Origin of the sequence: Lactococcus sp. (assembly GCF_036648155.1) — a bacterium.
GTDB classification, from domain to species: domain Bacteria; phylum Bacillota; class Bacilli; order Lactobacillales; family Streptococcaceae; genus Lactococcus; species Lactococcus cremoris.
This window is the reverse complement of record NZ_JAVXIY010000001.1, coordinates 38,001-57,901: the sequence shown is the minus strand read 5'-3', so window position 1 is coordinate 57,901 and position 19,901 is coordinate 38,001. Positions and strand designations below refer to the sequence as shown.

Genomic DNA, 19,901 nt, shown 5'->3' with positions numbered 1-19,901 from the left:
GGAGCGTTTTAGTTGTAGATAAAAGAACTGACAGCTTTGCTGGGAGTTCTGTCACTAATTAGGCGCCCCTTCGGGAAACGCTTGAGTTGCATATAAAGGAACTACAGCTTTACTGACATTTCTTGTCAGTAAAATTTACTGACAGAACTAATTTTCATTCATTGATAGCATCATCAATGAATTAGGGAGAAGTCATGACTAAAAACTTAAAACTTTTTGCTACAGATATGGACGGAACTTTTCTGCGCAATGACCATTCTTATAATCATAAAAAACTTGCGGAACTAATTAAAGAAATTCAAGATAGAAATCTTCTTTTTGCCGCTTCTTCTGGCCGTTCTTTACTTGGTTTAACAGAGGTTTTTGCTGAATATAAAGACCAGATGGCTTTTGTCGCCGAAAACGGTGGCGTCGTTGCTTATAAAGGAGAAATCCTCTTTGCCAAAGATTTGACTGTTGCCCAAACGCAAGAATTGATTGATGACTTGCAAGAAATGCCATTCAGTCCTAAAAGTGATTATCTGATTTCTGGTCTCAAAGGGGCCTATTACCCTGAAGGAATTTCTAAAGAATACCTGACACATGCCAAACTTTACTATCCTAACTGTCAACTTTATCACCAATTAGATGAAATTGATGACAAACTTCTCAAGGTTACCACAAACTTTCCTGAGGACCATGTTCGGGACTGTGAGCAATGGATTACTGACCGTCTTTCTTTTGTCAGAGCGACAACGACTGGTTTTACTAGTATTGATATCGTACCAAATGGAATTTCTAAAGCCTCAGGTTTGGCACATTTGTTGGCACATTTTAATTGGCTCCCTGAAAATTTAGCTGTTTTTGGTGACCAAATGAATGATTTGGAAATGTTTGAATACGCTGGTTCTTCTTTTGCTGTCAGCAACGCAGCACCTGAAATTCTTGCTCTGGCTGACAAAGTCATTCTTTCTAATGACGAAGATGCTGTCCTTGTTGAAATTGAAAATATTTTAAATGAGCAGTAAATTACTTCAATAGATTATCTATTGTGAAAAAAAGTGACTATCCAGCCACTTTTTTTGTTATAATTTTAATGAGATATTATTTGATTTGGAGAAAATAAAAATATGAAAATTGCAATTGATGCAATGGGAGGAGATTTTGCTCCCGAAAATATTGTCAAAGGTGTAAACTTGGCAAAGAAAGAACTTTCTGATGTTACTTTCCAACTCTACGGAGATGGAGCGAAAATTCGTCAATTTTTAGACGATGAAACAAATATTGAAATTATTGAAACCACTGAAGTCATCGATTTTCATGATGATCCGGTTGCTGCCATCAAATCAAAAAAAGACAGTTCACTCGTTCGGGCAGTGACTGCTGTGAAAAAAGGGGAAGCCGATGCTGTCCTTTCTGCGGGCTCAACGGGCGCCCTTTTAACAGCTGGATTAATGTTAGTCAAGAGAATTAAACAAGTTTCACGACCAGCTTTGATGTCAACTTTACCAACGGCTGATGGACGTGGGTTTGATATGCTTGATTTAGGAGCAAATACTGAAAATACTGCACATCATCTCGTTGATTTTGCCATTTTGGGTTCTTATTACGCTGAAAATGTTCGCGGAATCGAAAAACCACGAGTAGCTTTAATTTCAAATGGTTCGGAAGAATCTAAAGGTTCGCCAACTGTCAAAGAAGCACATGAAATTTTGTCAGCAATGACTGAAATTAATTTTATTGGAAATATTGAATCACGTGATTTACTCTCTGGTGGAGCTGACGTTGTAGTAACTGATGGTTTCACGGGAAACGCCATTTTGAAAGCAATCGAAGGGACAGCGACTGTTCTCATGAAAGAAATAAAATCAGCAATCATGGCCGGAAGTGTCACCACTAAAATCGGTGGAGCTCTAATCAAAAAACCTTTGTCTGGACTTAAAGATTTAATGAGCACAGACGGAGCTGGTGGAGCTGCTTTTGTTGGACTTAAAGCACCGGTTGTCAAGGCTCACGGAAATTCAAGTGAATTTGCGATTGCCTCTGCTTTGAAACAAATTCACAAAATGTTAGAGTCAGATGTTTCTGGTAAGTTAGTCAAACATTTTGAAAATATGGACAAATAAAAAACTCGGGAAACCGAGTTTTTTTACTGACAGACTGAACCTGTCAGTAATTTTTTCTTTACCAGTTATATTTTGTACCAAAATAGTTAAAAATAATCGTCTCAGCAACTAAAATAACCATTACAAAATTATAAGAGGAGCCATTTTTTAAAATGACAACATAAATAAACCAAATCACAAGCACTGGAATGAAAATCCATGTCCAAAAAATTTTTTTCTGATAAAACTTTTTAGGTACTAGTTTTCCTTGGGCATTTTTGTCCTTGATGAAAAAAACTAAAATCAAGCCAATTACCAAAAAAACAAAACCATAATTCTGTATTGAATGGGTCGAAATGAACAGAAATATTAAACCAATCACTAAAAAAATGCTGCTCAGTAACCAAAAAGTGTATTCTCTGTTAGTCATATTTTCTCCTGACCTTACTGACAAAGCTGTCAGTAAAATAAAATATCTAAAAATCACTTATAAACGCTTAACAGTATTAACATCCGCAGCTTTTGATTTTTCTTGATGTTCTTTAAGCCATTTTTCACGTTCGTCATCATCTAGTTTGACGACAAAATAAATAATCACTAATAAAATTATTATTCCTAGACCTAAAAGTAGAACAGACAAAGTAAAACTTGTCAGTAAAACAAGAGAAAAAAGTACTGAACCAATTCCAATCCACAGGAATTTTTTCTTAATATTGGCAAGACCGGTTGATAAATATTGAACAAAACTCATAAATACGGTTAAACCACTCAGAAAAACATAGTTACCACTTAGAAAAAGACCCATGGCACACAGTGTCGTCAAAATAATCGCCCAACTTGGTGTTCCAAAGCGATTATTTTTCGCAACAAACATTGGAACATCTTCATGTGCTTGAGCTAAACTTGCTAGGATAGTTGGTGTATTAAACGTAGTTGCTACAATCACACCAAAAATTGAAAAACAAATCCCAATGACAAAGAGTGGAATCCCGATTGCCCCTACAACTCTACTAAAAGCCGTTGCCGCTGGAACCAATGTTTTAGTCAATTCAGGACCAAGCGCTCCAATTGTAATTGCTTGAATAATCAAATAGACCGCTAAGCAAGTGAGCATCACCAGTGACATCATTTTAGGTAAGTTTTTTGCTGGATTTTTCATCTTTTCTGCGTTGACTGGCAGAAATGAAAAGCCTGTGAAAAAGAAGAAAACAGTCCCATAAGCTGATAAAAATCCTTTGAAACCACCTAAATTTGCTGATGAACTTGTCAGTAAACTTGTAGTTGAAAAATTGACACCACGCACCAGCCACAAGCAAGTAAAGACAAAAACAAGAACCAAGACTATCTTTACAAATGAAGTCAGATTATCTAAACCAGCAATAATTGAACTTCCAAAATAGGAAATCAAGCCCAGAGCTAAAATAATAATCAAGCCAATTAATCGACTATTAAGATTTGGTAAAATCATTTTCAAGGCGGTAAGCAAGGCTGAAACTTCCGTTGCCAATGTCACTGTCCCCAATAACCAAGTCACCATTCCAACGATAAAACCCGGAAAGCGCCCAAATGTTTCTTTGGCATAAACAAAAGCTCCACCATTTTTTGAGTAAATCTTACTCATATTTGCATAAGCAAAAGCAATTACAAAAATGGATAGACCAGCAAATAAAATGGCTAGCAAGCTCCAAATCCCAGCGTCTTCATATATTTTTCCAGAAAGTAAGAAAATACCTGAGCCAATTATGGAATTCACTCCCAACAAAAAAATGGCAGCCGGTGATAATAATTTATTTTCTTTCATCGAAACCTCTCTTACTTTAATAAGATAAGACTTTATTAAAATTTTTATTAGTTAAATTATATCAGAAAGCTCCCCTTTTTTCTCATTATTTCCCCAGTATAAGCAAAAAAACTAAGCTATTTAAGATAACTTAGTTTTTAGATTAATATTTCAAAGAGAACTTATCCCAAAGTAGCTTCGAGTTCGATATTTACAGCGGCTAATGCCTTAGAAACTGGACAACTTTCTTTCACAATCTTTGCAATTTCTTGAAAATCTGCTTCAGAAATTCCGGGAATTACCGAATGATTAGTTAATTTAATTTTTGTAATCGCTGGACCATCTGCTGTCGTTTCAAAAGTGACATCCGCTGTTGTGTCAATACTTTTTGCTACCAAGCCTTTTTGCCCCAAAACCATTGAAAAGGCCATACTAAAACAGGCAGCGTGAGCGGCACCTAAGAGTTCTTCTGGAGTTGTGATGTGCGCTTGACTTTCAGAACGAGCCTTAAAATTATAAGGAGTTTCTGTAAAAATTTGAGAACTTTCTGCCGAAATTGTTCCAAAACCGTTTTCTAGGGTATCTTCCCAATGTGCTGATGCTTTTGATATATTTGCCATATTTTCCTCCTAAAATAGCTATTGCTATCCTTCTATTTTGAGTTTCCTATGTTTTATTTTTAAATCTTTACTCTAATCTGAGTATAGCTTTTTGCCTTTGCTAATTCAAGAAATTGATTTTCTACTTTTTTAGTTTGACACTTTTAGTCAAAAAGTGTAAAATTTATAACAACAAGAAAGTAACTTTGATTTTGAAATCTCTAGGAAGTTGGTGGTTGTGTAAACCAACGTTTTCAGCAAGGTGAATGGGCTTGTTATTAATTAATGAATTTGATTTAAAAAAATAATGAATCACGGCCGCTTCCGTTACACAGCAACCTGTTTACTGACAGGTCTTAAGAAAATCATTTGATTTTAAAATTACGGTGGCACCGCGCTCAAAAGCGCCCGTAGGACTTTTTATAGTTCTACGGGCGCTTTTTTTATTTTTTTTATTAGGTGTAAACCAGTTTACACTGTTCAAATAAACAAACTAAACTCATCTACAAAGGAGAAAAAAATGACAAAACCAACTATTTTAACCGGCGATCGTCCAACGGGAAAACTTCATATTGGCCACTATGTTGGCTCACTACAAAATCGTGTCAAGATGCAAAATGAAGATAAATACAATATGTTTGTTTTCTTAGCTGACCAACAAGCTTTGACTGACCATGCCAAAGACCCTGAACTTATTCGTCAATCAGTCGGCGATGTTGCTCTTGACTATTTAGCAGCAGGACTTGACCCTGAAAAATCAACGATTTTTATTCAAAGTCAAATTCCCGAATTAGCTGAACTTTCAATGTATTATATGAACTTAGTTTCACTTGCTCGACTTGAACGCAACCCTACTGTAAAAACAGAAATTGCCCAAAAAGCTTTTGGGGAATCAATTCCTGCGGGATTCTTGGTTTACCCTGTTTCTCAAGCTGCTGATATTACTGCTTTCAAAGCCACTCATGTCCCAGTCGGAAATGACCAAAAACCAATGATTGAGCAAACACGCGAGATTGTTCGCTCATTCAACAATGCTTACCATACTGATATTTTGGTTGAACCAGAAGGAATTTACCCTGAGAATGAAGCTGCCGGTCGCTTGCCTGGACTTGATGGAAATGCCAAAATGTCTAAATCACTCGGTAACGGAATTTTCCTTGCTGATGACATGGATACACTCAAGAAAAAAGTCATGTCAATGTATACTGACCCTGACCACATCAAAGTGGAAGATCCTGGTAAAATCGAAGGGAACATGGTCTTCCATTATCTTGATGTTTTCGGTAAAGCTGAAGATGCTGAACAAATCGCCGAAATGAAAGCCCAATATCAAGCGGGAGGTCTTGGCGATGTGAAGACAAAACGTTTCCTTCTTGAAGTGCTTGAACGTGAACTCTCACCAATTCGCGAACGACGTATTGAATTTGCGCAAAATATGGATTATGTTTACGATATGCTCAAGGCTGGTTCTTTAAAAGCCGAAGCTGTAGCTAGCCAAACGCTTGATGAAGTCAAGAATGCAATGGGAATCAATTATTTTAGATAAGTAGTATTTTGAAACTTATCTTATTTTCCAACATGTTTATGCCCATTAATGAATGATAAAATTTTGAAAATATTCCCTCATAGGCGATCTTTTATAAACAATTCACTTTGTTTGCTTTCTTCAAATCCGGAAAGAAAGCTTAATAAAAACCAAAAAGACGGCTCTAGTCGTTTTTTTGTTATAATGAAATTCATGAATAAATTAGAAGAAATTGCCAATTTTGCGCGAAAAATTCATAGTGGCAGCAATGATGGACACGGTTTTGATCATATCGAGCGGGTTGTGAATCTTGCTCAAAAAATTCTACTGACAGAACCAGCAGCAGATTCTGAGCTTGTCCTTGCCACTTGCTATTTGCACGATACTTATGACGAAAAATTAACGACTGATGTTCCTAAACAAAAGATAAAAGTCCTCAATTTTTTAAATGACATTGGAATAAGTAAAAAAGTTAGTGATGAAATATTTTCGATTATTGACAACATGAGTTTTTCAAGTAATTTAAGTGAAAAAAAAGCACTGACTTTGAATGGACAGATTGTCCAAGATGCGGACCGCCTGGATACGATGGGAGCCTGGGGGATTGTTCGTACACTTGAGTATGGTTGGGCAAAAAATAGAGTCATTTATGACCCAAATCTTCAGCCTTTGACCTATAAGTCTAAAGAGGATTATCATGCTCAGCAAGATAACTCAACACTCAACCACTTCTATGAAAAATTATTTTTGTTGAAAGATTTATTGAATACCACAGAAGGAAAACGATTGGGCGAAAAACGCGATAAAATCATGCATCTTTTTGTCAGTGAAATTGAGCAAGAATATGAAGAATCTCATTTATAAATTTGCTGACAAGTTTGTCAGAGGATTTTTTGAATCTTCGTCAGCAAAATTAATTCAAAAATTGAAAGGCAATATCTGATGAATTTCTTATCCAGTGTATTCAATAAAATACTTACTCAACTTGATAAAAAAAGAGTAAATAAATTCAAAACTGAGCAACCTCTCAAGCCAAACTTGAATTCAAAAACCTTAGTTTTTGCGCATCGTGGTTCAAAATCTAATAATCCAGAAAATACACTTGCTGCCTTTCGTGAAGCCATCCGCGTTCAATCTGATGGAATCGAGTTAGACGTCCATTTATCGCTTGATAATGAATTAATCGTCATCCACGACGAAAAAATTGACCGGACAACAAACGGCAAAGGCTTAGTTAGAAAAATGACTTCTGCTGATATACAAAAATTTGATGCTGGCTCTTGGTATCATCCTAATTTTGCTGACGAAAAAATTCCTCGCCTCTCAGAAGTATTAAAATTACTGACAGATTTATCCTTTAGCGGTTATTTAAATATTGAAATTAAAACCGATAAATTTAACTATCCTGGAATTGAAAAAAAATTATCTGAATTAATGACAGAGAGTAAATGGCCTTTTATTTATATTTATAGCTCCTTTAATTTGCAGTCCTTAAAAAGAATTCACGAACTTGAGCCTAAGATTGAAATAAATTATTTAACAAAAAATATTTTACACTTAAAAAAACGCCAAGAGGGAATATTGACCGACTTTATCACCGGAATTCATCCCCGCAGAAATTACGCACTCAAGCACCCACTTCTTCTAAAAGCTTCTAATAGACCCTTTCGCCTCTGGACCGTTAATCAAGAGTCTGAAATGCGCAAAGCTTTTCAACAAAATGTAGCTGGAATCATTACCGATTATCCTGAACAAGCCTTAAAAATTCGTCAACAAATTCAAGAGCAGCCAAAATAGGCTGCTTTTTTGTCCATAAATGATATCTACTTCACAAAATTTTGAAGATAAAATCACATAGTGTAGCAATTGTAAGCGTGAAGCATTTTTCTTTACATTTTGTTTCACAAAGGGTATAATTAAATCGTGCGTGTTATTTTGTCAAACTTATTTGACAAAATAAGCACAAGGATTTGGAAGGGATGCATAAATATGCAATTTATTAACTATCTAGGTCAAGACGCTTACACCAATATCGCGATGGACAGCTGGCTTCTTTACAACTTAAAGCCAACTGAGCCTGTTTTTGCTCTCTGGCAAAACAAACGTGCGGTTATTGTTGGGCGCAACCAAAATACTTTTGCCGAAGTAAATCAGGACTACATTGACAGTCATGAGGTCCAAGTTGTTCGTCGGGTATCTGGCGGTGGCGCTGTTTATCATGATGAGGGTAACATTTGTTTCACCTTTTTTGTTCCAGTTGAAAATTCTGGTTCTGTAAACTTTAAAAAGTTTGTTCAGCCTATGTATGAAGCACTTCATGCTGTAGGAATTAAAGCAGAAATCACCGGACGTAATGACCTTGAAGTTGAAGGCAAAAAGATTTCAGGGAATGCGCAACGCTATGCCGGAGGTTATCTCATGCATCACGGAACCCTCCTTTGGGACACTGATGTTGAAGCTATGATTCGTTCTCTCAATGTTTCTGATGAAAAATTTGTCAGTAAAGCGGCTAAATCAGTTCGCGCTCGTGTGGGAAATATTAAAGATTTTGCACCTGATGAATTAAGCTTAGATAGATTTATTGAAGCCTTGAAATACTACCTCACTGACGAAGGAAAAGATGGCGAACTGGTCTTAACTGATGAGCAACTTGATTCCATCAAAAAAATACGTGATGAACAATTTGCTACATGGGACTGGAATTATGGTGAATCACCAAAATTCTCCTTCCAAAACCACGCTAAATTTACTGGCGGAGCCATTGATATTCAAGTCAATGTTGAAAATGGTAAAATTACCGAAATTAATTTCCAAGGAGATTTCTTGGGGGTTCGCGACTGGCGGGATATTAAAGACCAATTTATTGGTGTCGAATTTGAACCCGCAGCCGTCCTACAAGTCCTTGAAGCAAATAAGGACGGGCAATATTTTGGAACAATTCAAAATACCGAACTTTCTGAAATGTTCAAAGCCGACTATCGAGTCGACTAACTTATTTCACAAGCATAACCTTAGGAAATTTCTCCAAAAAATGATAAATTTCTAATTATAGACACATAAAATAGAAAGGGAATCTATTATGTCAAATTCAGAACAAATCTTAGATTTCAAAGCGCAGCTATCACTGCAAGACACCGCATTTCCAATGCTACAAATTCTTAATGAAGAAGGAAAAATTGTTGACGAAGAAGGTCTTAAACGTGCAGGACTTTCTGATGAAAAACTCGTTGAACTCTTTAAAAGCATGCTTTTTGCACGACAAGTTGACATTCGCTCAATGAAATTAGCTAAACAAGGACGTATGGGATTCTTTGGACCTCACGCTGGTCAAGAAGCTTCTCAAATGGCCTCAGCTTTTGCTTTCACTGAGGAAGACTGGCTTTTCCCAGGTTATCGTGATTTGCCACAAATCTACGCTAAAGGTTGGCCAATTTGGAAAGGGCTTCTTTGGTCTCGTGGACATCAACTTGGTAATGAATACACCACTGATGATGGTAAACCTGTAAACTCATGGTTTCCACAAATTATTATCGGTGCTCAATACGTTGAGGCCGCTGGTGTCGCACTCGGACTTAAAAAACGTAAAAAAGATGCTGTAGCCTTCGTTTACACTGGAGATGGGGGTTCTTCACAAGGGGACACTTATGAAGGAATCAACTTTGCTGGTGCCTATAAAGCCCCACTTGTTGCCTTTATCCAAAACAATGGTTATGCCATTTCGACTCCTCGTAGCCTACAAAGTGCTGCTCCTCATTTGGCCGCTAAAGGTTGGGCTGCCGGCGCTCCGTCTATCGTTGTTGATGGAATGGACGCAATTGCCATGTATCTTGCTTCTAAAGAAGCTCGTGCTTGGGCAGTAGCTGGAAATGGTCCGGTTGTTATTGAAGCTATTACAAACCGTCTTGAACCCCATTCAACGGCTGGTGATGACCCACTTCGTTATCGTACTAAAGAAAATATTGAAGCTTGGTGGAAAAAAGAACCACTCGTCCGTATGCGTAATTTCTTAACTGAAAAAGGACTTTGGGATACAGATAAAGAAGAAGCTTATGTTGCTGAGCTTGATGCACGTATTGATGCTGATATCAAGAAAGCAAATAATGTTGAAAAACAAAAAATTTCAAGCTTCATTAAAAATACACTTGAAGTGCCAAGCCAAGCAATGGCAGAACAAATTGCAAAATTTGAAAGCGAGGGCAAATAAGAATGGCAGTAAAAACTTATATTGCAGCAATTACAGAAGCGCTTGATTTGGCGCTTGAAAAAGACAAAGATGCACTCATTTTTGGTGAAGACGTCGGACAAAATGGTGGGGTTTTCCGTGCCACTGACGGACTTCAAGCAAAATATGGTGAAGACCGCGTTTTCAATACTCCACTCGCAGAATCAGGAATTGGTGGAATGGCAATTGGTCTTGCAACACAAGGTTTCCACCCAATTATGGAAATCCAATTCGGGACCTTTATCTTTGAAGTTTTCGACTCGATTGCCGGACAAATGAGCCGGACACGTTATCGTTTTAATAACACTCGTTCAAATAATATTGTCGTGCGTACGCCTTATGGTATCGGAACTAAAACACCTGAAATGCATGCTGATTCAATCGAAGGATTGTTTTCACAACTCCCTGGGGTACGTGTGGTTATGCCTTCAAATCCAGCGGATGCTAAAGGTTTGCTACTCGCATCAATTGAAAATAATGACCCTGTTATATTCCTTGAAAACCTCCACCTTTATCGTTCATTAAAAGGTGAAGTTCCTGAGGGTTACTACACAACACCGCTTGACCAAGCAGCCGTGGCTAAAGAGGGTTCTGATGTTTCAATCATTGCTTATGGTGGAACTGTTCCTCTTGCTCTCAAAGCTGCTGAACAACTTGAAAAAGATGGAATCAAAGCTGAAGTTATTGACCTTAGAACTGTTGCTCCTCTTGACATCGCATCAATCGGTAAAACAGTTGAAAAAACTGGACGTGTTGTTGTTGTTCAAGAAGCTCAGCGTACCGCTGGTATTGCGGCAAATGTAATGGCTGAAATTTCAGAACGTTTTGTCTTGAATCTTAAAGCACCTATTGGACGCGTAACTGGTCCAGACTCAATTTTCCCATTTGCACAAGCGGAAAATGATTGGGCAGTTAAAGCTGAAGATATAGTGAATAAAGTTAAAGAGGTGGTTGATTATGACTGAGATTTTTAAAATGCCTGATATTGGCGAAGGAATGCACGAAGGGGACATTGCCAACTGGTTAGTTAAAGTTGGAGATGTTGTTAAAGAAGATGATCCAATTGCTGAAGTACAGAATGATAAACTCATGCAAGAAATTCTCTCTCCCTACTCTGGGACTGTAACAAAACTCTTCGTTGAAGAAGGAACAACTGTAGAAGTTGATTCTCCTTTGGTTGAGTTTGATGGAGACGGTTCAGGAACTTCTGCAGCTGCTCCTACTCCTTCCGCTCAAGAAACAGCAAGTTCTGATGCTCCTTCTGGCAATGCTCAAATCTTCACCATGCCTGATATTGGTGAAGGAATGCATGAAGGCGATATTGCCAACTGGCTCGTTAAAGTTGGAGATGAAATTAAAGAAGATGATCCTGTTGCAGAAGTTCAAAACGATAAACTCATGCAAGAGATTCTTTCTCCTTACTCTGGAAAAGTCACAAAACTTTTCGTCGAAGCAGGAACAACTGTAGAAGTTGGTGCTCCTTTGATTGAATACAATGGAAATGGTGAATCTTCAAGTAATCCTGCGCCTGCTGCTAGTCCTGCGCCAATTGCGGAAGCTCCTAAAGCAGCCGCTGCACCTACTGATGCGCCATTGACAAAAACAACTTCTACTGGACATATTCTTGCCATGCCATCTGTCCGTCATTATGCTCATAAAGCGGGAATTGATTTAACTCAAGTACCTGCAACTGGTCGTCATGGGCATACAACTTTGGCTGACGTTAAAGCTTTTGAATCTGGTAGTGTTGCACCAATTGCTCCTGTGGCTCCAGAATCAGCTCCTGTGGCACCTGCACCTAAAGCCGATAAAGCTACGGAAAAAGCCCCAACTGTTAAATCTGTGGCTGGAGATCGTCGTGAAGCAATGAATCCAACTCGTAAAGTTGTTTCTAAAGTTATGACTGCTCAACACACTCATATTCCACCAGTAACAAACTTTGATCAAGTGGAAGTTTCTAAACTTGTTAAACATCGCGCCGTCTTCAAAGAAGTAGCAGCAAAACAAGATATCAAATTGACTTACCTTGCTTATGTTGCTAAAGCCTTGGCAACTACTGCTCATAAGTTCCCAGAAATTAATGCTTCTGTTGACTATGATAAGCAAGAAATTGTTTATCATGAACATGTCAACCTTGGAATCGCTGTAAATGCCCCAACTGGTTTATATGTCCCAGTCATTCATGAAGCTGAAACTAAATCAATTCTTGAAATTGCAAAAGAAATTGCTGAATTAGCGACTGCTACACGTGAAGGAACGCTTAAACCTCAACAAATGCAAGGTTCAACGATTACAATTTCAAATATTGGTTCTGCTCGTGGTTCTTGGTTTACACCAATCATCAACGGTTCTGATGTTGTGATTTTAGGCTTGGGTTCAATTGTTAAAGAACCAATTGTCAATGGTGAAGGTGAAATCGTTGTCGGACAAAACATGAAATTGTCTATGACTTATGACCACCGTTTGATTGATGGGATGTTGGGTCAAACATCACTTAACTACTTGAAATCACTTTTGGCTGACCCTGAGTTCATGCTGATGGAAATTTAATACGATGTAATGAATGGTGCTGAAGCCCCTATTCATTACACGCGAATTCCTAGCGGACATTCGCTAATCGTCTTATTAGAAAACTTATGAAAAAATATCGTTTTCATAATTTTTCGTCATAGTTTTTAAATAAAATTCTTAGGACAAGGCTCGACTTGGAAAAATAGTGAAAATATCATTTCGTCAGTGATTTAAAAGGTTGATTTGTTCTGTTTTTACTGACAAAAATATAATTTATTTGCTGACAAGTCTGTCAGTAAGTTTACAACGTTGTAAATCCTAGTTGACATTGAAGTTTACAAGAAAAGAGGAATAAAAAATGGTTGTTGGTGCACAAGCAACAGAAGTTGATTTGGTTGTTATTGGTTCAGGCCCTGGCGGTTATGTTGCGGCCATCCGTGCGGCTGAACTTGGTAAAAAAGTTACGATTATTGAAAAAGATAATGTCGGTGGGGTTTGTTTAAATATTGGATGTATCCCATCAAAAGCATTGATTAATATCGGTCATCATTATCAAGAATCTTTGGAAGAAGAAAAGGGTGAAAATCCTTTTGGACTTTCTGTCGGAAATGTTAAATTAAACTGGGAATCTGCCCAAAAATGGAAACAAGATAAAGTTGTCAACCAGTTGACAGGTGGCGTTAAAATGCTACTTAAAAAACACAAAGTTGACGTAATTCAAGGAACAGCTGAGTTTATTGATAACAATACAATCAATGTTGAACAAGAAGATGGTTTCCAACTTTTGCAGTTCAACGATGTAATTATCTCAACTGGTTCACGTCCTATTGAAATCCCATCTTTCCCATTTGGTGGTCGTATTATTGACTCAACAGGTGCTTTGTCACTTCCAGAAGTGCCTAAACATTTGATTATTGTTGGGGGTGGCGTTATTGGTTCTGAGCTTGGTGGAGCTTACCGTATGCTCGGTTCTAAGATTACAATTGTTGAAGGCTTGGACCACATTTTGAACGGTTTTGATAAAGAAATGTCTGATATCATTGCGAATCGTGTGAAATCTGCTGGTTCTGAAATCTTTACTTCGGCGATGGCTAAATCAGCTACTCAAACCGATAAAGATGTGACTTTAACTTTTGAAGTTGACGGAAAAGAACAAACAGTAACCGGTGATTATTTACTCGTTTCTGTTGGACGTCGTCCAAATACTGATTTGATTGGCTTGAACAATACTGATGTCAAATTGACTGACCGTGGTTTGATTGAAGTTGACGATTCTTATGCAACAAATGTTCCTCATATTTACGCGATTGGTGATGTGGTTCCTGGACCAATGCTCGCACACAAAGCTTCTTTCCAAGCTAAAGTTGCTGCAGCGGCCATTGCTGGAGCTGAAGATGATGTGGACTTGCACGTTGCTTTGCCAGCCGTTGCTTATACAACAACTGAACTAGCAACAGTTGGAGAAACACCTGAATCAGTTAAAGACCGTAAAGATGTCAAGATTTCTAAGTTCCCATTTGCTGCAAATGGTCGTGCCATTTCAATGAATGATACCACTGGTTTCTTACGTTTGATTACCGAAACTAAAGAAGGGGCCTTAATTGGTGCTCAAATCGTTGGTCCTGGCGCATCTGACTTGATCTCTGGTTTATCACTAGCGATTGAAAATGGTTTGACTTCTAAAGATATCTCATTAACCATCCAACCTCACCCAACACTTGGTGAAGCGATTATGGATACAGCTGAATTGGCTGATGGCTTGCCAATTCACGTTTAATAAAATAAAAAAACCACTGACGAGTTATCAGTGGTTTTTTTTGTGGAAAATTTACTGGCAAAACTCTCTAAATATTTCTGTCAGTAATTTTAAGTTTTCCACTGTGGATAAGTTTACTGACAGAACTTCCAGCGACTTATCCACAGGTTTATTTCATAATATCCGCCCAACCAGACATTTCGTCCAAGAATTTTTTGGATTTTAAATGAATCCCAACATATTCATCATAAAGTCCATCAATAAATTGACGAATTTTCGCTTTCATTTCTGATTTTATCGAAATTTTCTTTAATTCATCTAAAGAAATTTCTTGGAAGAGATTGATTAAATAAATCACGTTAGGGTCAAGATGACTTCTTCGCAAATCTTCATCGAAATGCCTTGGACAAAGGCAGCCACTAAATTTATATGAAAAATCAAATGGTCCTACTGTTTTATGACAAAAAGCACATTCTGAAAAGTTCAATGAAACCCCAAAACGATGAAGAACTTGTAATTCAAAAATATTAGTCACGACTTCCATATCAAATCCTTGGTCTAAAAGTTCCAAACTTCGCTTTAGAAATCCATAAAGTGCTGGGTCGTATTGATTATCAGAAATGGCTGCATCAGCTAAACTTATGATATAAGAGGCATGAGCATTGATGAAAATATCTGCACTAATATTTTTATAAACAACGACTTCACTGACATCTTCGATAAAAGAAAATCCTCCGTCATTAATTGTTGCAGTCAATTTTCCATCAGTAAAAGCTTGTAAGGAACTGGCATAAGGAGATTTTCCAAAATTTTTGACAAAAAACATCCGCTTACCAAAAGACTCTGTAAAAATCTTGACCAATTTATCTTTTTCTTTGTAATTACGACTATAAAGTACTAAACCTTGAGTTTCGGCATCACGCATGATTTTCCCCTTTCAATAAGTTACTTCATTATATCAAAAAAATCACTGACAACTCTTGCAATTGCCATCAGTGATTTTAATTTTACTGACAGATTTCTCAGCCACGTTTTTTAGTTACATAATCTGTTAACCTTGCCATTGCCTGCTCAATGACATCCATTGAAGCCGCATAAGACAAGCGGACAAATCCCTCACCGTACTGACCAAAAGCAATACCGGGAATAATGGCAACTGCATTTTCTTTTGCAAAATCAACCGCAAACTTGAATGAATCTTGCTCCAAATCAGCTGGAATTTTTGCAAAAATGTAGAAAGCTCCATCTGGTTCAATAATTTTAAAACCAAGAGCTGACATTTTTTCAATAATATAATCACGACGTTTAAGATATTCTTTTTTCATCGGCAGGGCATCATCAGCTCCATTTTTTAGAGCCTCAATCGCAGCAAATTGAGACTGAGTGGAAGCCGAAGTCACCAAATATTGGTGCGTCTTAATAATCTGTGCCACTAATTCACGCGCCGCAAAGATTAATCCAATTCGCCAACCGGTCATCGCATGTGACTTTGATAAACCATTAAGAACAATCGTTTGCTCAGGGGCATATTCAGCAATTGACACATGCGGTTGGTCAGTATAATTTAATTCAGAATAAACCTCGTCAGCAATTACAAAAACTTCATGCTTTTTCAAAACCTCAGCTAAAGCCTTGATTTGTTCACGATTATAAGTTACTCCTGTAGGATTTGCGGGATAATTCAAAATAACAGCTTTAACTTTTCCCTCACGCCCAATAATCGCTTGATCAAGCATCTCAGGCGTTAAAACAAAATCGTTAGCTCTGGTATCAATTTCGACCAAAGAACCGCCAGCAAGCGTAATTAAAGGCTCATAGCCAGGGTATGCAGGGGCTGGAATCAAAACATCATCACCCGCAACTAAAATTGACAGCAAAACACTAGAAATGGCTTCGGTCACTCCAACAGTGACTAATATTTCATCCTCAGCAGCATAAGATAAACCATATTTTTTTAGCAAAAATTCACTAGCAGCCTGACGTAATTCTAATAAACCAGCCATTCCAGTATAATGACTTTGATTATTTTCAATCGCCGCAATTCCTGCTTGCTTGACATGTTCAGGTGTATAAAAATCAGGCTCTCCCAACGTCAACTTGATAATATCAGGGATAGATGAAACCTGTTGGTCAAATTGACGAATGAGTGAAATTTCAATTTTATCTAAATTAGGGTTAAATTTTTTTAATAAATCCATAAAACATCCTCTACTTACCATCCTGTTCTACTGACAGAAATCTTTTGACAATATTATACACTATTTTCAGACTATTTACTTTACTGACAAACCTGTCAGTAAAAAAAGCACTCTAAATTTTTAAAATTAGAGTGCTTTTACTATTTATGGCTCGGCAGGGGCTCGAACCCTGGACCCATAGATTAAGAGTCTACTGCTCTACCAACTGAGCTACCGGGCCAACCTATAAAAAGTTGAATATTTTGTGACCACTTCTAGAATTCTAAAATTCTGTGGTAGTAATGATAAATTGCTTCGCAATTTTTCTATCTGCAACCTTGAAGCAGTGCTTCAAGCCAACTGAGCTACTGGGCCAACTTACTAGCTTATTATACCGATTTATAGACAAAAATGCAAGAATTTTTATTATCTTGACTCAAAAATATCAAGCCAGCCCCCAAGACTTTGAAAGACAGTTACTCCTTAGTTAAAGGCCTCTGAGTATTGAATTACTCCTGATTTTCCTTCTAATCCACCCTCAATTAATTCTTTAATCATAAAGTTCTCATCTGGAACTTCAAAGGGTGCTTGGATTTGATATTGACTTGCTGGAACATAGCCAAATCTAGGATAATAACTTTCATGACCTAAAATGCTGATAAAGGAATAGTCCAAAATTTTGGCTCTTTTTTCAAGCTCTAATAGTATTGCAGCTCCAATTCCTTTTCCTTGATAGGCAGGCAAAACATCAAGAGGAGCTAATACCAAACCTTTAAAACTCTGACTCTGATTGACAATACTCACCTCACTTAAAAGCCCATGACCCGTGATTTTACCATCTTCAAAAGCAACAATTTCCAAATCTTTGATATAGCCTTCTTCATTACGAATTTTATCAACAAGTTCAGCCTCATTACCATAACCATGTTCTGACTGACTAAAAGATTCACGAATAAGTTCAGCAACTTCTTTATAGTCTTCTAAATTTATTGTTTTAATTATCATTATCTTCCTCTCCTAATAAAATCTCTATCATTATTTTAACAGTTATTCTTCAGTTTTTCATTAGATATTAGTAATAAATTTATTTTCTGGTTTTTTAATTACAAGAAATCTATCTAATCTTGATTTTATTTCGATTCCGATAATTATTTGATTAGATCACTTATCTCTGCTATCATAGAATATTGTGATAAAAAAATAAAGGAATTATTATGATTAAACAATTTTTAGGTATTATTAACTCAGAGTTCAAAGACTACAATCGACGAAAATTCTTGCAAGATTTGATGGCAGGAATTACCGTAGCAGCCGTTGCTCTCCCCTTAGCCCTTGCTTTTGGTGTGTCCAGTGGAACAACGGCAGCAGCCGGACTAATCACAGCGATTGTCGCAGGCCTAATTATTAGTTCCTTTTCTGGAGCCTTTTATCAAATCTCAGGCCCAACAGGAGCGATGGCCGCTATCTTAATTTCACTCATTGGCAAATACGGAATGAATGGGATTTTTATAGCCACTTTCATGGCTGGGATCTTTCTCTTACTTGCTGGTATTTTCCGTTTAGGAAACCTTATCTCACTCATTCCATCTCCAGTCATTACAGGTTTTACTTCAGGAATTGCAATCATTATTGCTAGCGGACAAATTAAAAACTTTTTCGGGATTGAACACTTTACAGGTTCTTTTTTTGATTTAATGAAATTTATCGGAGGGTTACATATTGATTATCCCTCAACAATTATTGGACTTTTAACGATTTTATTAATGATTTTTTATCCCAAATCATGGGGGAAAAAATTTCCAGCTTCTTTATTGGCTATCCTTCTTTCAACCCTTGCGGTCCTTGCTTTAAAATTAAATGTCCCAGTCGTAGGAAAAATCCCTACAACACTCATTCCCCAAGCACATCTTCGTTTAACTGAAATAAATCTTCAAGATATGAAGACCCTCCTTATTCCAGCCATAAGCATCACCGTCCTTGGAATGACTGAAAGTCTCCTATGTGGAGCATCTGCTGGACGTGCTACTAACCATCCAATGGATAATAACCAAGAACTTGTCGCTCAAGGAATTGGGAACATTTTTATCCCCTTCTTCGGAGGTATTCCAGCCACAGCCGCAATCGCTCGAACAAGTGTGGCAATTAAGGCTGGAGCGCAAACTCGCTTAACTGGTATTATTCACGCGCTCATTTTACTTTTATCAATGTTCTTGTTTGCCCCATTTATGACACACATCCCACTCAGTGCCCTTGCTGGTGTTCTTATCATGACTGCCCTAAGAATGAATGAATGGGAAGCAATTCGTTTCTTATTCAAAAATAAATTAAAGAGTGGGATGATTGAGTTCTTTGTAACTATGATTATTACGGTTATTTTTGATTTGAGTACTGCAATATTAGCCGGAATCATCGTTGGCTTCTTACTTTTCATCTTAAAAATTTCCCAAATTGAAATTAACAGTTCTCAAATCGAACCCGAACGAATTAGTCAAAATCATCATGAAGTATTTAGCGAATGGACTGTCATTTATATCTCTGGCCCACTTTTCTTTTTAAATAGCAGTAAGCTAAAACAGGTCATTGATGCCCTTCCTACAAACACAAACATTGTCCTCTCTCTAAGAGGTGTTCCAATGATTGATGTCACTTCCATTAAGTTACTGATTGATATTTATAGCGTTTTCCATGAAGAAAATCGCCAAATTGTCTTTGCTTCAATGAATGGGAAATTAAAAGAATCCTTTAGAAGAACAGGACTTATCAATCTAGTTGGTGAAGAAGCTATCTATCCAAGTGTCAATGAATTCCTTTTAGATTTGGTAGATAAAAAGAATTAAATAAAAAAATAGACCCATGATATGGATCTATTTTTTTATTTATAAATCCAATCATCAATTATTTTTAATTTATTGAATACATTTAGAAAAACTTGCCTTTATCTAGAGTAGCCCCCATTAATAAAAGTAATATCTTCCGTGTCATTATAAGTACTATAAGCTTTTACCATTGCTATAATCCAATCCACTAAAGACCAAATCCCAAAAGTAAACCCGTTGAATAACAATTTACAAATTCCAACTCCAATTTGTCCACGCATAAAACGGTCGACTCCAAGTCCGCCAAATAGGAAACTTCCCAACCAGACAAATAGATGTTTATTGACTGTTTTCGTTGTCATAATAATAACTCCTGTCAGCTTTTATCATGGCTCAGCGCTTGCACGTAGTTTGATTAAATCTTTAAATTA

General features: G+C 37.1%; 18 protein-coding genes and 1 tRNA gene. 11 read left to right on the top strand and 8 right to left on the bottom strand.

Annotation, left to right across the window (positions count from 1 at the left end; all coding sequences use genetic code 11):
- Nucleotides 1–194 precede the first annotated feature (194 nt).
- Both RSC39_RS00285 and plsX read left to right on the top strand, forming a co-directional pair.
- Nucleotides 195–1,007 carry a Cof-type HAD-IIB family hydrolase gene (locus RSC39_RS00285; RefSeq protein ID WP_011834187.1) on the top strand — a complete coding sequence of 271 codons (813 nt, stop codon included), beginning with the start codon at nt 195–197 and terminating at the stop codon, nt 1,005–1,007.
- Nucleotides 1,008–1,109: 102 nt separating this feature from the next.
- Nucleotides 1,110–2,105 carry a phosphate acyltransferase PlsX gene (plsX, locus tag RSC39_RS00280; protein WP_332534256.1) on the top strand — a complete coding sequence of 332 codons (996 nt, stop codon included), beginning with the start codon at nt 1,110–1,112 and terminating at the stop codon, nt 2,103–2,105.
- A gap of 58 nt (nt 2,106–2,163) precedes the next feature.
- On the opposite strand, the gene RSC39_RS00275 is transcribed toward plsX, so the two are convergent.
- The 3 genes from RSC39_RS00275 to RSC39_RS00265 form a co-directional block, all read right to left on the bottom strand.
- Nucleotides 2,164–2,514 (bottom strand): hypothetical protein, encoded by a 351-nt coding sequence (locus RSC39_RS00275; RefSeq protein ID WP_332534254.1) that lies wholly within the window; start codon nt 2,512–2,514, stop codon nt 2,164–2,166.
- Between the two features lie 57 nt (nt 2,515–2,571).
- Nucleotides 2,572–3,885: an APC family permease gene (locus RSC39_RS00270; RefSeq protein WP_063281567.1), complete on the bottom strand. Its 1,314-nt coding sequence runs from the start codon at nt 3,883–3,885 to the stop codon at nt 2,572–2,574.
- 161 nt (nt 3,886–4,046) lie between these two features.
- Nucleotides 4,047–4,484: an OsmC family protein gene (locus RSC39_RS00265; protein ID WP_063280270.1), complete on the bottom strand. Its 438-nt coding sequence runs from the start codon at nt 4,482–4,484 to the stop codon at nt 4,047–4,049.
- A gap of 499 nt (nt 4,485–4,983) precedes the next feature.
- On the opposite strand from RSC39_RS00265, the gene trpS reads away from it, so the two are divergent.
- The 8 genes from trpS to lpdA all read left to right on the top strand — a co-directional run bounded on the left by trpS (nt 4,984) and on the right by lpdA (nt 14,498).
- Nucleotides 4,984–6,009 carry a tryptophan--tRNA ligase gene (gene trpS, locus RSC39_RS00260; protein WP_011834182.1) on the top strand — a complete coding sequence of 342 codons (1,026 nt, stop codon included), beginning with the start codon at nt 4,984–4,986 and terminating at the stop codon, nt 6,007–6,009.
- Between the two features lie 192 nt (nt 6,010–6,201).
- Complete coding sequence (locus tag RSC39_RS00255; protein WP_332534250.1) at nt 6,202–6,852, top strand: HD domain-containing protein; 651 nt, start codon at nt 6,202–6,204, stop codon at nt 6,850–6,852.
- Nucleotides 6,853–6,930: 78 nt separating this feature from the next.
- Entirely contained in the window at nt 6,931–7,785 is an 855-nt protein-coding gene (locus RSC39_RS00250; protein WP_332534248.1) for a glycerophosphodiester phosphodiesterase, read from the top strand.
- 192 nt (nt 7,786–7,977) lie between these two features.
- Nucleotides 7,978–8,979 carry a lipoate--protein ligase gene (locus tag RSC39_RS00245; RefSeq protein WP_332534246.1) on the top strand — a complete coding sequence of 334 codons (1,002 nt, stop codon included), beginning with the start codon at nt 7,978–7,980 and terminating at the stop codon, nt 8,977–8,979.
- A gap of 88 nt (nt 8,980–9,067) precedes the next feature.
- Nucleotides 9,068–10,192, top strand: coding sequence for a thiamine pyrophosphate-dependent dehydrogenase E1 component subunit alpha (locus tag RSC39_RS00240; protein ID WP_332534244.1), 1,125 nt, complete (start codon nt 9,068–9,070; stop codon nt 10,190–10,192).
- A gap of 2 nt (nt 10,193–10,194) precedes the next feature.
- A complete protein-coding gene (locus RSC39_RS00235) occupies nt 10,195–11,175 on the top strand; it encodes an alpha-ketoacid dehydrogenase subunit beta (protein ID WP_011834176.1) in 981 nt (326 codons plus the stop codon).
- Nucleotides 11,168–12,760, top strand: a complete 1,593-nt coding sequence (locus tag RSC39_RS00230; RefSeq protein WP_332534242.1) for a 2-oxo acid dehydrogenase subunit E2 — start codon at nt 11,168–11,170, stop codon at nt 12,758–12,760. Before RSC39_RS00235 ends, RSC39_RS00230 begins: the two co-directional genes overlap by 8 nt.
- Nucleotides 12,761–13,079: 319 nt before the next feature.
- Nucleotides 13,080–14,498 carry a dihydrolipoyl dehydrogenase gene (gene lpdA / locus RSC39_RS00225; RefSeq protein ID WP_010905074.1) on the top strand — a complete coding sequence of 473 codons (1,419 nt, stop codon included), beginning with the start codon at nt 13,080–13,082 and terminating at the stop codon, nt 14,496–14,498.
- 148 nt (nt 14,499–14,646) lie between these two features.
- Here the strand turns inward: lpdA and recO are convergent, their stop codons facing one another.
- The 4 genes from recO to RSC39_RS00205 all read right to left on the bottom strand — a co-directional run bounded on the left by recO (nt 14,647) and on the right by RSC39_RS00205 (nt 17,659).
- The gene (gene recO, locus RSC39_RS00220; protein ID WP_332534240.1) at nt 14,647–15,402 is read right to left on the bottom strand and encodes a DNA repair protein RecO; all 756 of its coding nucleotides are present in this window, start codon (nt 15,400–15,402) and stop codon (nt 14,647–14,649) included.
- A 97-nt stretch (nt 15,403–15,499) separates the two neighbouring features.
- Nucleotides 15,500–16,675, bottom strand: a complete 1,176-nt coding sequence (locus RSC39_RS00215; RefSeq protein ID WP_332534238.1) for a pyridoxal phosphate-dependent aminotransferase — start codon at nt 16,673–16,675, stop codon at nt 15,500–15,502.
- Between the two features lie 147 nt (nt 16,676–16,822).
- A tRNA-Lys gene (locus RSC39_RS00210) sits at nt 16,823–16,895 on the bottom strand.
- Nucleotides 16,896–17,137: 242 nt separating this feature from the next.
- Complete coding sequence (locus tag RSC39_RS00205; protein ID WP_332534236.1) at nt 17,138–17,659, bottom strand: N-acetyltransferase; 522 nt, start codon at nt 17,657–17,659, stop codon at nt 17,138–17,140.
- Nucleotides 17,660–17,868: 209 nt separating this feature from the next.
- Between RSC39_RS00205 and RSC39_RS00200 the strand changes: the two genes are divergently transcribed.
- Nucleotides 17,869–19,491 carry a SulP family inorganic anion transporter gene (locus RSC39_RS00200; protein ID WP_332534234.1) on the top strand — a complete coding sequence of 541 codons (1,623 nt, stop codon included), beginning with the start codon at nt 17,869–17,871 and terminating at the stop codon, nt 19,489–19,491.
- Nucleotides 19,492–19,589: 98 nt separating this feature from the next.
- Here RSC39_RS00200 and RSC39_RS00195 read toward each other — a convergent pair whose 3' ends face one another.
- Nucleotides 19,590–19,832 carry a TM2 domain-containing protein gene (locus tag RSC39_RS00195; protein ID WP_063281578.1) on the bottom strand — a complete coding sequence of 81 codons (243 nt, stop codon included), beginning with the start codon at nt 19,830–19,832 and terminating at the stop codon, nt 19,590–19,592.
- Nucleotides 19,833–19,901 lie beyond the last annotated feature (69 nt).

What these genes read in the sequence shown, in the direction of transcription:
- RSC39_RS00250 (WP_332534248.1), top strand. Translation starts at nt 6,931, where the DNA reads ATGAATTTCTTATCCAGTGTATTCAATAAAATACTTACTCAACTTGAT.
- plsX (WP_332534256.1), top strand. Translation starts at nt 1,110, where the DNA reads ATGAAAATTGCAATTGATGCAATGGGAGGAGATTTTGCTCCCGAAAAT.
- RSC39_RS00240 (WP_332534244.1), top strand. Translation starts at nt 9,068, where the DNA reads ATGTCAAATTCAGAACAAATCTTAGATTTCAAAGCGCAGCTATCACTG.
- RSC39_RS00235 (WP_011834176.1), top strand. Translation starts at nt 10,195, where the DNA reads ATGGCAGTAAAAACTTATATTGCAGCAATTACAGAAGCGCTTGATTTG.
- RSC39_RS00200 (WP_332534234.1), top strand. Translation starts at nt 17,869, where the DNA reads ATGATTAAACAATTTTTAGGTATTATTAACTCAGAGTTCAAAGACTAC.
- RSC39_RS00245 (WP_332534246.1), top strand. Translation starts at nt 7,978, where the DNA reads ATGCAATTTATTAACTATCTAGGTCAAGACGCTTACACCAATATCGCG.
- RSC39_RS00230 (WP_332534242.1), top strand. Translation starts at nt 11,168, where the DNA reads ATGACTGAGATTTTTAAAATGCCTGATATTGGCGAAGGAATGCACGAA.
- RSC39_RS00205 (WP_332534236.1), bottom strand. Translation starts at nt 17,659, where the DNA reads ATGATAATTAAAACAATAAATTTAGAAGACTATAAAGAAGTTGCTGAA.
- RSC39_RS00270 (WP_063281567.1), bottom strand. Translation starts at nt 3,885, where the DNA reads ATGAAAGAAAATAAATTATTATCACCGGCTGCCATTTTTTTGTTGGGA.
- RSC39_RS00265 (WP_063280270.1), bottom strand. Translation starts at nt 4,484, where the DNA reads ATGGCAAATATATCAAAAGCATCAGCACATTGGGAAGATACCCTAGAA.
- lpdA (WP_010905074.1), top strand. Translation starts at nt 13,080, where the DNA reads ATGGTTGTTGGTGCACAAGCAACAGAAGTTGATTTGGTTGTTATTGGT.
- recO (WP_332534240.1), bottom strand. Translation starts at nt 15,402, where the DNA reads ATGCGTGATGCCGAAACTCAAGGTTTAGTACTTTATAGTCGTAATTAC.
- trpS (WP_011834182.1), top strand. Translation starts at nt 4,984, where the DNA reads ATGACAAAACCAACTATTTTAACCGGCGATCGTCCAACGGGAAAACTT.
- RSC39_RS00275 (WP_332534254.1), bottom strand. Translation starts at nt 2,514, where the DNA reads ATGACTAACAGAGAATACACTTTTTGGTTACTGAGCAGCATTTTTTTA.
- RSC39_RS00215 (WP_332534238.1), bottom strand. Translation starts at nt 16,675, where the DNA reads ATGGATTTATTAAAAAAATTTAACCCTAATTTAGATAAAATTGAAATT.
- RSC39_RS00255 (WP_332534250.1), top strand. Translation starts at nt 6,202, where the DNA reads ATGAATAAATTAGAAGAAATTGCCAATTTTGCGCGAAAAATTCATAGT.
- RSC39_RS00195 (WP_063281578.1), bottom strand. Translation starts at nt 19,832, where the DNA reads ATGACAACGAAAACAGTCAATAAACATCTATTTGTCTGGTTGGGAAGT.
- RSC39_RS00285 (WP_011834187.1), top strand. Translation starts at nt 195, where the DNA reads ATGACTAAAAACTTAAAACTTTTTGCTACAGATATGGACGGAACTTTT.